At 52.0% G+C, this 13,206-nt stretch carries 14 protein-coding genes; 6 read left to right on the top strand and 8 right to left on the bottom strand.

The window, feature by feature from the left end; translation table 11 throughout:
• Positions 1-61: 61 nt before the first annotated feature.
• On the top strand, positions 62-388 hold the full coding sequence (locus KTJ90_RS21285) for a hypothetical protein (protein ID WP_003851658.1): 327 nt from the start codon (positions 62-64) through the stop codon (positions 386-388).
• Between the two features lie 108 nt (positions 389-496).
• Here KTJ90_RS21285 and KTJ90_RS21280 read toward each other — a convergent pair whose 3' ends face one another.
• Positions 497-1,270: a COG4705 family protein gene (locus KTJ90_RS21280; RefSeq protein ID WP_499026849.1), complete on the bottom strand. Its 774-nt coding sequence runs from the start codon at positions 1,268-1,270 to the stop codon at positions 497-499.
• A gap of 787 nt (positions 1,271-2,057) precedes the next feature.
• Here KTJ90_RS21280 and KTJ90_RS21275 point away from each other — a divergent pair.
• The gene (locus tag KTJ90_RS21275) at positions 2,058-3,305 is read left to right on the top strand and encodes a sensor domain-containing diguanylate cyclase (RefSeq protein ID WP_033762496.1); all 1,248 of its coding nucleotides are present in this window, start codon (positions 2,058-2,060) and stop codon (positions 3,303-3,305) included.
• A gap of 394 nt (positions 3,306-3,699) precedes the next feature.
• Positions 3,700-5,058, top strand: a complete 1,359-nt coding sequence (locus KTJ90_RS21270; RefSeq protein ID WP_128755145.1) for an esterase-like activity of phytase family protein — start codon at positions 3,700-3,702, stop codon at positions 5,056-5,058.
• A 42-nt stretch (positions 5,059-5,100) separates the two neighbouring features.
• On the opposite strand, the gene KTJ90_RS21265 is transcribed toward KTJ90_RS21270, so the two are convergent.
• From KTJ90_RS21265 to KTJ90_RS21245, 5 genes are all read right to left on the bottom strand, one after another.
• Positions 5,101-5,577, bottom strand: coding sequence for a glutathione peroxidase (locus KTJ90_RS21265; protein WP_497817314.1), 477 nt, complete (start codon positions 5,575-5,577; stop codon positions 5,101-5,103).
• A gap of 166 nt (positions 5,578-5,743) precedes the next feature.
• Positions 5,744-6,766: an NADP-dependent oxidoreductase gene (locus KTJ90_RS21260; protein ID WP_497817352.1), complete on the bottom strand. Its 1,023-nt coding sequence runs from the start codon at positions 6,764-6,766 to the stop codon at positions 5,744-5,746.
• Positions 6,766-7,587 (bottom strand): oxidoreductase, encoded by an 822-nt coding sequence (locus KTJ90_RS21255; RefSeq protein ID WP_497817313.1) that lies wholly within the window; start codon positions 7,585-7,587, stop codon positions 6,766-6,768. The genes KTJ90_RS21260 and KTJ90_RS21255 overlap by 1 nt, the downstream gene beginning before the upstream one ends.
• Before the next feature lie 123 nt (positions 7,588-7,710).
• Positions 7,711-8,493: an SDR family NAD(P)-dependent oxidoreductase gene (locus tag KTJ90_RS21250; RefSeq protein ID WP_497817351.1), complete on the bottom strand. Its 783-nt coding sequence runs from the start codon at positions 8,491-8,493 to the stop codon at positions 7,711-7,713.
• Between the two features lie 67 nt (positions 8,494-8,560).
• On the bottom strand, positions 8,561-9,652 hold the full coding sequence (locus KTJ90_RS21245) for an alkene reductase (protein ID WP_497817312.1): 1,092 nt from the start codon (positions 9,650-9,652) through the stop codon (positions 8,561-8,563).
• A 127-nt stretch (positions 9,653-9,779) separates the two neighbouring features.
• On the opposite strand from KTJ90_RS21245, the gene KTJ90_RS21240 reads away from it, so the two are divergent.
• Positions 9,780-10,328 carry a TetR/AcrR family transcriptional regulator gene (locus KTJ90_RS21240; RefSeq protein ID WP_187513039.1) on the top strand — a complete coding sequence of 183 codons (549 nt, stop codon included), beginning with the start codon at positions 9,780-9,782 and terminating at the stop codon, positions 10,326-10,328.
• Between the two features lie 175 nt (positions 10,329-10,503).
• On the opposite strand, the gene KTJ90_RS21235 is transcribed toward KTJ90_RS21240, so the two are convergent.
• The gene (locus KTJ90_RS21235; RefSeq protein WP_003851631.1) at positions 10,504-11,304 is read right to left on the bottom strand and encodes an SDR family oxidoreductase; all 801 of its coding nucleotides are present in this window, start codon (positions 11,302-11,304) and stop codon (positions 10,504-10,506) included.
• A 435-nt stretch (positions 11,305-11,739) separates the two neighbouring features.
• Complete coding sequence (locus KTJ90_RS21230; RefSeq protein WP_003851630.1) at positions 11,740-12,213, bottom strand: Lrp/AsnC family transcriptional regulator; 474 nt, start codon at positions 12,211-12,213, stop codon at positions 11,740-11,742.
• Between the two features lie 161 nt (positions 12,214-12,374).
• On the opposite strand from KTJ90_RS21230, the gene KTJ90_RS21225 reads away from it, so the two are divergent.
• Positions 12,375-12,731 carry a Dabb family protein gene (locus tag KTJ90_RS21225; protein WP_003851627.1) on the top strand — a complete coding sequence of 119 codons (357 nt, stop codon included), beginning with the start codon at positions 12,375-12,377 and terminating at the stop codon, positions 12,729-12,731.
• A gap of 29 nt (positions 12,732-12,760) precedes the next feature.
• Positions 12,761-13,183: a DUF2000 domain-containing protein gene (locus KTJ90_RS21220; protein ID WP_003851626.1), complete on the top strand. Its 423-nt coding sequence runs from the start codon at positions 12,761-12,763 to the stop codon at positions 13,181-13,183.
• The last annotated feature ends 23 nt before the right edge of the window (positions 13,184-13,206 follow it).

Here is a 13,206-nt window from a genome sequence, read left to right as displayed (position 1 = left end):
ATTCGCGCTAAGGCACTCCGATACATTCAGCCCGATTTCATTGGCTTCAGGGAGTGACATTATGCTGTGGCTCGAACAGGGACTTTACCTTCGGATTGAGGAGTTAGCGCATGGCCCCAGGCCGCTGCCGCTTTCGAGTGGTTTTACGCCCCAGACGGCTTATCGGGCGCTGGGCTGTTTTAACCCCTCCGAAACTTCAGATGCTTACTACATTCTTTCAAATGACCGCGATGAAATATGGTTTATCTGTAATCGTCATCTGAGAACCGTTTTTCTTGATGCCAGTAACACCGCATTTCGGGTAAAGATGCAGGAGCCAGCAGAGAGTCTGCCGGTGCCCTCCGCCGCGCCCGAGGGTCATAATATCTCTTTTGAGCGCTCAGTCTGATTTCGCTGTCTGCGAACCATGACGCACCAGAAATATAAAAGCCGCCATTGCTGGCGGCCCTGATGACATCTGTAAAAGCGTGACCTGTAAGTCTAAGGGTCGCGCTTTTTAATTTTCGGTTGCCGTCTTTATCGCCGGTCGCTGTGGCAGTACGACCATACAGGTGATAATGATCAGTGCCAGCGTCAGCGAGGCACCGTATCGACTCAGCGCCAGTCCACCTGCGGCAAGGGGTTTATCCAGAAAGTCGCCGACAACGGCACCTAAAGGTCGGGTCAGAATAAAGGCTGCCCAGAAAAGCGCTGTGCGGGAAAGTGACGTAAAGCGACTGGCAGCCCAGATAATAGCAAGTGCCCCAACAAACAGCAGGATCCCGCCATCGTAACCCAACCCTTCGGTGTCTGCCGTCCAGTCACCCAATGCTGTGCCCAGTGTTTGTGAGAACATAATGGTGACCCAGTAAAAACACTCCGTGACCCCATTGTTGACTGAGCTTACTGCGACTGTGCCGCAGGTGATTTTCCACAGGAACAGAGAGAGAACCAGTAGTGTGCTCAGTAGCAGCGTGCCCCCTGGATAGTCAATGTTAAGCGAGCGATCGGCAAAGTCTGCCATCGTCGTGCCAACTGTGGTTGTGGCGACCACGGTGAACCAGTAAATCCATTTATTGAAGTTGTGACGGTTAATCTGCACCACCACCGCGACCAGGAAGATGATGGCAAATATCAGTGTCCCGGTCAGATAACCCAGATTCATCGACATGGTCACTGCATCACCACCGGTTTCACCCAGGGTTGTCGCTGCAATTTTGATTAACCAGAAAGCCGCGGTGACGGCCGGAACTTTGCTTAGGGAGTGAGAGGCTGTGTTGTTATTTTGCATGAGGTCGTGCTCCGGAAAAGCCCAACATGGGCTAATATCGCAGCGATTCTATGAGATTAATCTTAAGAAAATGTTAAGCTGAAGGAATGAAAAAGATTTCCCTAACAGGATTTTTAACGTGGCGTGAATCGGGAAGGGCGTTTTGAAATGAGACCTGAATTTCAGATGAAGTGCCCACATCACAATGTAATCACATGTTATTTTTTATCCGGACGGAAAGCTGGTTTTCGTGATTGGATGCGGGTAGCCAGACAGGCGCAAATAAAACTCTCTGACAAACATCCATCTATAAGCAATAAAATTAAAGAATCACAGCGCGCCAGCACAGTGTCTCAGATTACCGTCAATCTCCTGTTGTGAATGCCGTGAATGCCGTGAATGCCGTGAGGGCCAGCCAGAGTGACTAATCCCTGTTACAGGAGGAAAGGGACGGCGCTGGCGGCGTAAAGGTTTCCAACTAAGCTGTCCCTCCAGCGTTTCACATCCCTGATATATCAGGGATGTGACTAAAGATTCTGTCCCGATGCGCCGATATACTCAGGCTGATACTTCTGACACTGCATACTGTCATGGACGTTTTGCGCAGACTCATAGGGAAAGGGTGACTCAAAAACGGTAGCCGCAGTGGCGCCGGTTTAAGCCAGTGTTTATGGCGGGTATTTTTGCAATGATAAACCTGTGCCCAGGCCTGTTTTAGATGCAGGCGGGGACTTACGGTTATAATCAGGTGTGTAGCGACGAGTATTGCGCACAGTTAATATCGTCAGCAACATCGGAGTCGGCCACCATGAACACAATGATCAAACCCTCTTTTACCGCTGTTTGGTCTACTGACGCCCAGGGTATCTGCATTACCAGTCAGGCAAGCCCGGCGGGTATGATGCCTGAACTGAAAGGCGTGACGCTGAGTTCATGGCTGAGGCTGGCGCAGGCTGACGACGATGCGAAAGTTGCGCAGAAACTGACTGCAGCGCTGGAAGAACTCACGCCTTTTCATATCGAAGTGCCTATTCACTGTCTGGACGGTAAGACGCGCCGTGTCCTTTTGTCTGGCCTGCCGGATTCCCTGCCCGGGCGATCTCATCTGCAATATAACGGCTTCATTCTTGATGTCACCGGACAGCGTAAAGCGCTGGAGGATGCGCTGCGCACGGCGGCAGAATATCGTCTGTTAATTGAAAACAGCACCGATCTTATTGCCCATTGCGATGCGGAAGGCCGCTACGTGTCGATCTCACCCTCTTATAGCGAAATGATTGGCTGGACCGCCGAAGAGGTGGTGGGCAGGTTAGTACTGGATTTCCTGCATCCCGACGATCATGACGCTGCCACTGAAACACTCTCATGCATCTTTAGCGGGGGAGTATGGCCGGATGTGGTGGAAGTGCGCAAACTGCATCGTGACGGTCACTACATCAATCTGGGCACCAAAGCCTGTGGCGTCACCAATCCTAATACGGGAAAAAACATTGGTGCCGTACTGGTGTCGCGCGACATCACGCGAGACAAAGAGCGGATGCGTGATCTTGAGAAGCTGGCGACCCTGGACACGCTGACCGGCCTGCATAACCGCGCCTGGATCATTGAGAAAGTGGGCGGCATGCTGTCTCAGGTGGAGGATCAGGCCTACACCACAGTGATGTTTATTGATCTTAACGGCTTTAAGGCGGTAAATGATCTGATGGGGCACGCGACGGGCGATGCGCTATTGCAACAGGTGAGTCAACGGCTGCAACGCTGCATGCGTCCCGGAGATTCCGTAGCGCGACTGGGCGGCGATGAGTTTGTCGTGGCAGCAAAGTGTCATAATCGCGAAACCGCATCTGCTATTGCTCAGCGTATTATTGACAGTCTTCAGGCGCCATTTGCTATTAATAATATGGATGTGCGCATCGGCGCAGCGATCGGTATCAGTCTTGCCCGCTTCGGCACGGTATCGGCCAAAATGTTATTCGAAAATGCAGATAAGGCGATGTATCAGGCCAAAGCACGGCGTGATGGTTCTTACCAGTTTTTTGAGTCAGCAGCGCCTTAGCCAATCATCAAGCTGGCGGGAAACGCTCTCTGAATTCTCCATTTCTCCTGCTCCGGCGAACAATCAGCTTACGGTGTCATCACAGTGGTCATAACGCCGTCAAGCCTGGCTGATTAATCTCATTCCTGTCAGACACTATGCCCGTCCTGTTATCCGGGAGAAGGCCAGATCGATATCATGCCCGTCGTGTGCCATCGAATCTGCCTGCCGGATTCGCCTCACGGGTATGCTGCCGTGAACGGCTTTCATTGAAGCTATACACTCCTCCTTTTCCAGCCACTCTTCTCAACGGTGTAATAATCAAGCTTTTAGCCGTGAATGTTTCCAGGTTATTTCATTTTCCTGTCATTTTCATTCTTCACGCTGTGCGTTTTCCTTCATGGATTTTAGAAATATGAAAATAAAAGCGATATCTCTGGTTACCAGTTGTGTGCTCTCTTTATCCACATTCGCGGCGCAGCCGCAGGTGGAACGCTACATCGTCAGTTTTCCGGAAGGAACGCGTGTCAGTTACAACGGCGCGTTCGCCAGTGCATTTCCTCAGGGGTTGCCAGTGGGCATTGGCTCCGGTTTGTTATTTACAGGCAAGGAAGGGGATGCGCTGACATTTGAAACGGTCACCGATCGCGGGCCGAATGCTGATTCGCCTGATGTGGGTAAGAAAGAGTCAAAAATCTTTGTCACGCCAGACTTCGCGCCACTGCTGATGAGAATTCGGGTTCAGAACGGCAAAGCTCAGGCCACGGATGCCCGACCGTTGCATGACAATAAAGGCAGTATTAATGGATTGCCGTTACAGAATGACGTCATCGGGTCAACTAATGAAATCGCGCTAAGTGATACGTTGAAAGTGCTGCATGGCGATAATCGCGGTCTGGATACAGAAGGCATTACGCCCGATGGAAAGGGCGGGTATTGGCTCTGTGATGAATATGGCCCGTTCCTGATTAACGTTGATGAGCGTGGCACTATTCTGGCCATTCACGGACCGCAGGCCGCAGAGGGAGAGAAAGCTCTGGCGGGTGGTCTGCCGAATATTCTCAAATGGCGTCAGCCAAATCGCGGCTTTGAAGGGATCACCCGCATGCCGGATGGGCGCATCATCGCCGCAGTACAAAGCACGCTGGATATTGACGGTAAAAGTAAAAAGCAGGCGCGATTTACGCGTCTGGTGAGCTTTGATCCGGCGACCGGGAAAACCGCGATGTATGGCTACCCCATCGACAGTGGGGTTTACAGTAAAAACAGTGACGCAAAAATTGGCGATATTGTGGCGATAGACAATCAGCATATCCTGTTGATTGAGCAAGGCAGCGACAAAAACGACACAATGCGCAACCTTATCTACAAGGTCGATCTCAGCCCGGCTACCGATCTTACAGCCTTTGATAAGCCGGGCGACTATCCGGAATTTAATGACGAGAAAGCGCTGGCGCAGCGCGGTATTAAGCTGGCCGATAAAACCCTGGTGGCCGATTTACGTCAACTCGGCTGGCAGCAGGAGAAGGCTGAAGGACTGGCGCTTATCGACAGGAAAACGCTCGCGATCGCCAATGACAATGACTTCGGCGTGAAAGCGGTCATGCAAAATCCGGTTAAAGGTAAGAAGCGTAAAGATTATCAGGTGACCGGGCAGGGGACGCTCACGATTGATGATAAGCCCGTGGCAACGACCATTGGCCTGAAACCCTTAGAGAAACCTGAATCGGACAGCGAGTTGTGGATTATTACGCTGGCAGAGCCGCTGCAATAAACGCTTTGCTCACTCAGGGCTGCATGCCTTTAATGCAGCCCCTTAAAGGGCAGCAATAATGGCGGCTTCCATTTTCCCGGGCGTGGTGGTTGGGGCAAATCGTTTGATCGGTTTGCCGTCGCGCCCGATAAGGAACTTAGTAAAGTTCCATTTAATACGCCCACCCAGCACGCCGGGCAATTCCTCTTTCAGGTACCGAAAAATCGGATGGGCTGCGGCGCCATTAACCTCTACCTTGCCGAACATCGGGAAACTCGCACCATAGTTGATGTGGCATGTCTGCGCGATCTCGTCGGCTCCGCCGGGCTCCTGTTTACCGAACTGATTGCAGGGGAATCCCAACACCACCAGTCCCTGAGCAGCATACTTTTTATAGAGGTCTGCAAGACCTGCGTATTGGGGCGTGAATCCACAATGGCTGGCGGTATTCACCACCAGAACCACTTTGCCTGCGAAGTCGTTCATTGAGATAAGCTCACCATTGAGGCTGGCGGCCTTAAATTGATAAAAGGGAGACATGTCACCCTCCTCTGAGCAAAACCCGGTATGGGTCAACAGTAGCACAGCACGAACAGCGGAGGGAGATGGTGCCCGGCAGAGAGTGCGCTCACAGACCCGTAATCCTGATGCCAATCTCTGCCGCCAGCGTACAGAATGATCTTTCGCTCCCGATGAGAGTCGGGGGCTATTCCTGCTGAACCTTAACCACAACTTTACCTTTTGCACGCCCTTGTTGAAGCCAGTCAAGCGCCTCCTGAGTTTTAGTGAAAGGGAAAACTCTGTCGATCACCGGCTTAATGTGTTCCGCTTCAATCAGGCTGGCTATATGGCTGAGCTGATTGCCATCGGGACGCACAAAATGAAAGGAATAATGCAGGCCACGTTTTTTTGTAAGCCGCACAATCTTTCGGCTCATCAGGCCCAATATTAGCCGCAGAACGATGTTCAGGTGTCTGGCTCGCGCGAAATCAGCGTCTAAAGGTCCAATCAGAGAGACTATTTTTCCACCGGGTTTTAGGATCTGCGTGGATTTCTCAATGGCATCCCCACGGAGCGTGCCGAGAACAACATCATAATCCTTCAGCACCTGTTCGAATTCCTGTTTTTTATAGTCAACCACTTCATCTGCACCCAGCCGACTGACCCATTCCACATTAGCCGTACTGGTCGTCGTTCCTGTCTTTGCGCCAAGATGTTTCGCCAGTTGAATCGCAAAGCTGCCGATGCCTCCTGAACCTGCCGGAATAAAGACCTTCTGTCCTGGCTGCAGAGAGGTTCTCTCTGTGAATGCCTGCCATGACGTCAGACTCACCATCGGAAGCGAAGCCGCCTGAACGAAATCCAGATTCTTTGGCTTTATTGCGGCGTGACTTTCATGAACCCGCGCATACTCAGCCAGAGAACCCGTACCGGTGTCGAAAATGCTGGCGTAAACCTCATCACCCGGCTTAAAGCGCGTCACGCGACTCCCCGTTGCGACAACCACACCCGCCAGATCGCTGCCGAGCGTAGCGGGCAGCTTAAAATGCAAAACCGGCTTGAACGTTCCCGCAGGGATCATGTTATCGATGGGATTCAGACCTACGGCATACACCTTCACCAGAATGTCTTCAGCGCCGTGAGAAGGATAATCGCTCTCTTCAAACCCCATTTCAGGTGATTTTCCGTAGCGTTTAAACGTAAAAGCTTTCATCGTTCGGGTTTTCATCATTCATTTCTCGCATCAAGCTGAAGGCTGTTTCGCACAACTTTGTCGAGCAATGAAGCGGGCGCAAAACGGCGGATAAAATTGAGTTTTGCAGCCAGCGTTCCTGCTGTATAGCGTACTTTTGGCCGTGCGCTCTGCGCCGCGTTAACCACGACCTCTGCCACCACCTCAGCGCTTTCTGCTGTAGCCATTGCCTTACTGACCACCTTCGTTAACTTAGCCCGAATGAGTTCGTACGCTTCAAGCTTTGCGTCTGGTTCTATATTGTGAGCTTCAAACTGCGTTTTTATGTATGCCGGTTCGATGACGGAGACCCTGATACCCTGTGTGCGCAGTTCATGATCGAGTGCCCCCGAGTATCCCTCTACGGCATGTTTACTGGCGGCATACAGGGCGACATAGGGCAATGGCACGATGCCGAGAATCGAACCGATGTTAATAATGCGCCCACTGCCCTGATGGCGCATGTGGGGCAGCACGACCCGTGTCACTCTTACAATACCCATAAAATTGGTGTCGAAGATCTGCCGCGCCTGCTCAATAGAACTCTCTTCTGCGGCTGCCGGAGAAACCCCGAAGCCCGCGTTGTTCACGAGAAGGTCGATTCGGCCCTCCCGCTGGATTAACGCCTCAATGGCAGCCTTAACCGACGCGTCATCCGTCACATCCAGTGGCAGTAAGGGAAAAGCGTGTTCACCTGCCGCCGGACCACGCCGGCTTGTGCCATAGACCCGATAACCCGCCGCAAGAAGTTTATTAGCAGAGGCTTCGCCAATTCCTGAAGATGCGCCAGTCACAAGTGCTACACGTATTGGTGTCATGATGAGTATGACCTTAAGTTTGCGTTTGGATTTTTCTGCAGGAAAAGAGACGCAGCCGCAGATTAATCATTGGCTTCACTCTCAGCAGAACCCCGATGGAGGGTTCCGCTGAAATGACTTTTATTACAACGTTTTGTAGCGATCTGCTGCTTCATCCTGTCTGATGTCTGACAGCAGCCCCTGACGGGCGGTATCCAGCACATCCCAGCGCTCAGCATGGTGCAAAGGCGGAATCGTCACGAGCTCGCGGCGGTCAAAGCCTGCCAGAGCGGCGTCAACCAGTTCGCTGACTTCCATCATTTTCGGCGCGTTAGTGATGTCGATACCGGCGCGATTCCATATTTCGGTGTAAGTCCCCGCCGGAAGTACCGCCTGGATATAAATCCCTTTTGATGACAGCTCTACGTTCATTCCCTGAGACAGGAACAGAACAAAGGCTTTGGTTGCGCCGTAGACCGTCATAGCAAATTCCGGGGCGAGTCCAACGATTGAACTGATATTGACGATTGAACCTTCTCCGGCGTCGGCAAAACGGGTAGCCGCAACACTGGCAAGTCGCGTCAGGGCGGTTACGTTTAAGGCGATAAGCTTTTCCATGGAATCCGGTGTTTGCTCGGTAAAACTGCCGGACTGAGCGATACCTGCGTTATTGATAAGAATACCTATCCCCGCATCTTCACGCAGGCGCGCTTCTACTGTGGTTAAATCACCCGCTTGAGTCAGATCGGCAGGCAGAACATCCACGGAAATGGTGTGTTCCTCTCGCAGTCGTTTCGCAAGGGCTTCCAGTTTTGTTTTATCGCGAGCAACCAGAACAAGGTCATGTCCACGGCGGGCAAACCGTTCTGCATAGACCGCACCAATACCTGCGGATGCCCCGGTGATAAGAACTGAAGGTTTTTTCATCATTTTATCTTCTTTGTTAGTGGGTAAGAATCGCCGTCGGCGAAGTATGTTAAGCACACCCAGGAATTTATTCGCTGGTATCGTTTAGTGACGGATAATCGGTATAGCCTTGTGCTCCACCGCCATACAGTGTTTCAGGATTGAGAGGGGCCAGAGGCGCGCCCGTTTTTAGTCTTTCGACTAAATCAGGGTTAGAAATGAAGGGGCGGCCGAACGCGAATAAATCGGCTTTATCCTGTGCAAGATGCTCAGATGCCAGTGCCAGGTCATAGCCATTATTAGCGATATAGGTGTTTCTGAAGCGGCGACGCAGCGACGTGTAATCGAACGGCGTTGCATCACGGGGACCGCCCGTTACGCCTTCAACGACGTGCAGATAGGCGATACCTGAAGCATTAAGCTGGTCTGCCACATAGTCATATTGTGGCTGTGGATCGCTGCATGAAATCGCATTGGCGGGAGAGACAGGTGAGATGCGAACGCCCGTACGCTCTGCGCCGATCTCATCTTTGACGGCCTGCACGACTTCCAGCAGCAGGCGCGCACGATTCTCTACAGAACCGCCATATTCATCGGTCCGCTGGTTGGCACCATCCTTCAGGAACTGTTCCAGCAGGTAGCCATTTGCGCCATGTATTTCTACGCCATCAAAACCGGCGGCAATGGCATTAGCCGACGCCTGTCTGAAGTCAGCGACAATCTCGTTTATTTCATGCAGTTCAAGGGCGCGGGGTTCAGAGACGTCAGCGAATCCGTTGTTCACAAAGGTTTTAGTTTCAGCGCGGATGGCCGAGGGTGCGACTGGTGCAGCGCCGCCGGGCTGTAAATCGACGTGTGAAATCCGACCCACGTGCCATAGCTGTACAAATATGCGCCCACCTTTCGCATGCACTGCGTCAGTCACTTTCCGCCAGCCGTCAATCTGCGCCTGGGTGTAGATGCCAGGCGTATCCTGATAGCCCTGCGCCTGCTCAGAAATCTGCGTGGCTTCGGTTATCAGTAATCCTGCCGTGGCACGTTGCGCGTAGTAAGTCGCTGCCAGTTCGCCCGGCACCAGTCCTGCTTCGGCCCGGTTACGGGTCAGCGGAGCCATCACTATGCGATTTGCCAGCGTGATGGACCCCAGTTCATAAGTTTGAAATAGCGCGTCATTGGTCATGATCATTCCTCGGTGAAGTAAGGGCAAAAGTAATTTTTTAATGATGATGATCGTAATCATTAATGTCAACTGGTTTGATTATGATCATAATCAATGTATAATCAGGCTCTGTGTCAGGAGGTAAAATATGAAAGTGTCCAAAGAGCAGGTTCGTGAAAACCGGTTGCGGGTCGTTGAAACCGCGTCAGCGCTTTTTCGCGAGCGTGGTTATGATGGAGTAGGCGTTGCAGAACTGATGTCAGCCGCAGGATTAACACATGGCGGGTTTTATAAGCATTTCGGGTCTAAAGCTGATCTGTTAGCCGAAGCGATGCGCTGCGGTTTTGCGCAATCCGCAGAAAAAACCCAGGGTGTGAGTCGCGAAACGTTTATCGAATACTATCTTTCCAGACAGCATCGCGATGATAGAGGAAAGGGATGTGTCATGTCGGCTCTGGGGACTGATGCAGCCCGTCAGTCTGAATCCATTCAGGAGACATTTGCGGCCGGGCTTGAACGGCAACTGTCTATTCTGGAATCAGAAAAAGCAACGCGCGCAGAACTGATCAATACCATTGCGCATCTTGTGGGTGCGATAATGCTTTCGCGGGCCTGTCCGGACAACTCCGGGCTCGCTGATGAAATTCTGGACGTCTGCCGGACGCGTTTGCTTACGCCGGATGAAGATGAACATTGAGTCCCTATTTTTCCGCTCCACTGGTATGAAGCCACGGCGCACTGACGGGAGTGTTCAGCTTGCTGGCGTGTAATTTATAGCAGCAGGCGTGCGAAATCCGGACCTCCTGTTCCGGATTGCGTACTGGCTGATGGATATAAACCTGCCGTCCATCTCCTGAACCAGCGACTCACGTTCAGCCGTTGTCGCGAAATCCAGGATACAGGCTCATTCCGCCATCGATAAATAGCGTTGTCCCATGAACGTAGTCAGATAAATCGCTGGCAAGCCATACGACGGCGTTCGCCACGTCTTCAGCTGCACCGATGCGCCCGTAAGGAATGAGTTTCAATAACTCTTTGCCTGCCTCGCCCTGAGTCGCTTCCTCGTTGATGGCCGTGGCAATAGCGCCGGGGGCCACGGAGTTAACGCGGATGCGATCTTCACCCACTTCCTGTGCCAGGCTTTTCATCAGCAAATCAACCCCGCCTTTTGACGCGGCATAGTTGACGTGTCCGGCCCAGGGAATAAGCTGATGAACCGAACTCATATGAATAATTTTTCCCACCGCGCGGCTGAGGTGAGGGCGGTGCTCCTGGCTGCGGAACTGTCGCAACGCAGCGCGCGCGCACAGGAACTGGCCGGTGAGGTTGACGTTAATAACGGTGTTCCAGTCCTCAAGCGTCATCTCAATGGAGGGCGCATCCTTCTGAAGCCCTGAGTTTGCGACCAGGATATCCAGTCTGCCAAATTCAGCAATCGTCTGGTCGAAAAGGTTCTGCACGTCCGCTTCTTTCGATACATCTCCTTTAACTGCGATGGCACGTCCACCGTCTGCACGGATGTTTTCAACCAGTTTCTCTGCCGGTTCCGCCTGACTGTGGTAGTTAACCACCACACAGGCACCTTCTCTGGCGAGAGCTTCAGCACAGGCATAGCCGAGACCTGAGCTGGCGCCGGTGACCAGCGCAACCTGATTTTTGAGAGAAAAGATCATGAGGCTTCCTTAATTCAGTCAGTAATGGGCATCGTTAACCCGGCAGGCATCGTGCAGGATGGAATGGCGTTTGTTCGCTGACACGTTGACGTTCAGGCACTCAAACGCGGCTTAGCGGGTCAGCCGGATGCGATGCCTGGGCCTGAGTCACTGAATTATAGATGCGAAATTTAGGATTAGCAGCGATGACGGGCTTGACTGACGGGATCTTCGTTGCACAGGCTTTGCAGGAGCAGTGCCTGCGGGCAGGAAATGTGGATTCACCCTGGCAGGTTTTCTGGCGGGCAGGTCAATTGACTGCCCGATGCTCAGCTGAGTAACCGGGAGGCAATGCCCTGATGCCGCAGACAGCGGACGCCCGCTTAACCGGCGATGGCCGACCGGCAAAAGGGCCCGGCCTGAAACCGCCATCCTCAGCGAGGCCGGTGTCATCATCTATTCAGGCATTTTCTTAATAGGATAAGTCACGAGTGGTTTGATCTCCTTCAGCACAAACATGCTCTGCATCTCTTTGATGCCGGGTAACCGGCGTACCACGGACATGGCAAAATCGGCGTAGGAGTCGAGATCTGACGCCACCACCTGCAGGAGGAAGTCAGCATCGCCACCGATACTGTAGCAGGCCACCACATCCTCCAGCGCAGTCACTTCCTCTTCAAATTTTCGGGCCTCGGCTTCGCTGTGACTGTCAATGACGACCCGGATGAAAACCATCACGCCCAGACCAATTTTTTTGCGGTCAAGTACAGCACGGTAGCCCTGAATGACTTCATCTTCTTCCAGCTTGCGGACTTTGCGCCAGCACGGCGAGGCTGAAAGGCTTATTTTCTCTGCCAGCACCTGGTTCGTCACGCGCGCATCATCCTGCAGGATTTCAAGTATTTTCATATCTGTCGGGCTAAGGGCCATGCGGGAAAACTCCTTTCTACAGAGAGGCTTTAGAGGGTTATTTTTACCTAATTATCCGCATCGGGTAAATGATATAGGTAACAATTTTCTGCCCCGCTACGGCATAATACATTCATCTTTCTAATGAATATTATCAACGGAACAAGGAATGAACGGATCCTATGTTAATGCACATCGTCATGTTTACGCTGAAAAGTCCGTGGAGTTGGTCATCCCTGGAGACTATTGATGCAGAGAGAGCCACGCGTGCTCACCCGGATCATATTAATGAAATAAAAGGTTGGAGCTGTGGCAGGAATATCACCCGACGCGACATCGCAGCGGATTTTGTCGTAATTGGCCTGTTTGAGAACCGCGAAGATTTGAACGCCTATATTATCCACCCTGACCATCAGAAAGGCGTCGCCAAATGGAAATATATTGCGGACTGGAAGGTGGTTGATATTGAATTTCCCGGCGACTTTACATTAAACCGTGGTTTGCTCTCTGTACTGAATACGCTTTCGCACGCACATTAAGATCCATTCCAGAGAAGTGAGGAATTACGATGAAGTTCGACGCCAGTCAGCATCGCTGTACGATTATTATTGATAAAGATCTCCCGGCCGGTCTTGCCATGAACGCAGCAAGCGTTATCGGAATCAGTTTTGGACGCACGGTCGATAATCTCGTTGGACCTGATATGCAAAGCCTCGATGAAGTCAATTACCCCGGTGTTATTTACGCGCCTCTCCCGGTACTACTGGCTTCAGGTGATTATCTGCATGAATTACAGGCCAGTGCTGAAAGTGATGATGAGATGTATGTCATGCCATTCAGCGCACTGGCACAGTCGTGTAAAACCTATGAAGAGTATGGCGAAAGAATTTCGTCTGTGAAAAGCGAGAATATTGAGCTGGTCGCCATTGGCATTATCGGGCCTAAAAAGAAGCTGACCCGAATGACAGGGAATCTGCCGCTCTACAAATAAATCATCTTAAAGCGCGTTAAGCA

It is taken from the genome of Pantoea jilinensis (genome assembly GCF_019104105.1).
Lineage (GTDB): Bacteria > Pseudomonadota > Gammaproteobacteria > Enterobacterales > Enterobacteriaceae > Pantoea > Pantoea eucalypti.
The sequence above is the reverse complement of the archived record's forward strand: the minus strand, read 5'-3'. Positions and strand labels throughout refer to the sequence as shown.

Excerpts from the sequence above, each read along its gene's own strand:
- KTJ90_RS21275 (WP_033762496.1), top strand. The coding sequence starts at position 2,058 with ATGAACACAATGATCAAACCCTCTTTTACCGCTGTTTGGTCTACTGAC.
- KTJ90_RS21240 (WP_187513039.1), top strand. The coding sequence starts at position 9,780 with ATGAAAGTGTCCAAAGAGCAGGTTCGTGAAAACCGGTTGCGGGTCGTT.
- KTJ90_RS21245 (WP_497817312.1), bottom strand. The coding sequence starts at position 9,652 with ATGACCAATGACGCGCTATTTCAAACTTATGAACTGGGGTCCATCACG.
- KTJ90_RS21250 (WP_497817351.1), bottom strand. The coding sequence starts at position 8,493 with ATGAAAAAACCTTCAGTTCTTATCACCGGGGCATCCGCAGGTATTGGT.
- KTJ90_RS21230 (WP_003851630.1), bottom strand. The coding sequence starts at position 12,213 with ATGGCCCTTAGCCCGACAGATATGAAAATACTTGAAATCCTGCAGGAT.
- KTJ90_RS21255 (WP_497817313.1), bottom strand. The coding sequence starts at position 7,587 with ATGACACCAATACGTGTAGCACTTGTGACTGGCGCATCTTCAGGAATT.
- KTJ90_RS21225 (WP_003851627.1), top strand. The coding sequence starts at position 12,375 with ATGTTAATGCACATCGTCATGTTTACGCTGAAAAGTCCGTGGAGTTGG.
- KTJ90_RS21285 (WP_003851658.1), top strand. The coding sequence starts at position 62 with ATGCTGTGGCTCGAACAGGGACTTTACCTTCGGATTGAGGAGTTAGCG.
- KTJ90_RS21260 (WP_497817352.1), bottom strand. The coding sequence starts at position 6,766 with ATGAAAACCCGAACGATGAAAGCTTTTACGTTTAAACGCTACGGAAAA.
- KTJ90_RS21280 (WP_499026849.1), bottom strand. The coding sequence starts at position 1,270 with ATGCAAAATAACAACACAGCCTCTCACTCCCTAAGCAAAGTTCCGGCC.
- KTJ90_RS21265 (WP_497817314.1), bottom strand. The coding sequence starts at position 5,577 with ATGTCTCCCTTTTATCAATTTAAGGCCGCCAGCCTCAATGGTGAGCTT.
- KTJ90_RS21235 (WP_003851631.1), bottom strand. The coding sequence starts at position 11,304 with ATGATCTTTTCTCTCAAAAATCAGGTTGCGCTGGTCACCGGCGCCAGC.
- KTJ90_RS21220 (WP_003851626.1), top strand. The coding sequence starts at position 12,761 with ATGAAGTTCGACGCCAGTCAGCATCGCTGTACGATTATTATTGATAAA.
- KTJ90_RS21270 (WP_128755145.1), top strand. The coding sequence starts at position 3,700 with ATGAAAATAAAAGCGATATCTCTGGTTACCAGTTGTGTGCTCTCTTTA.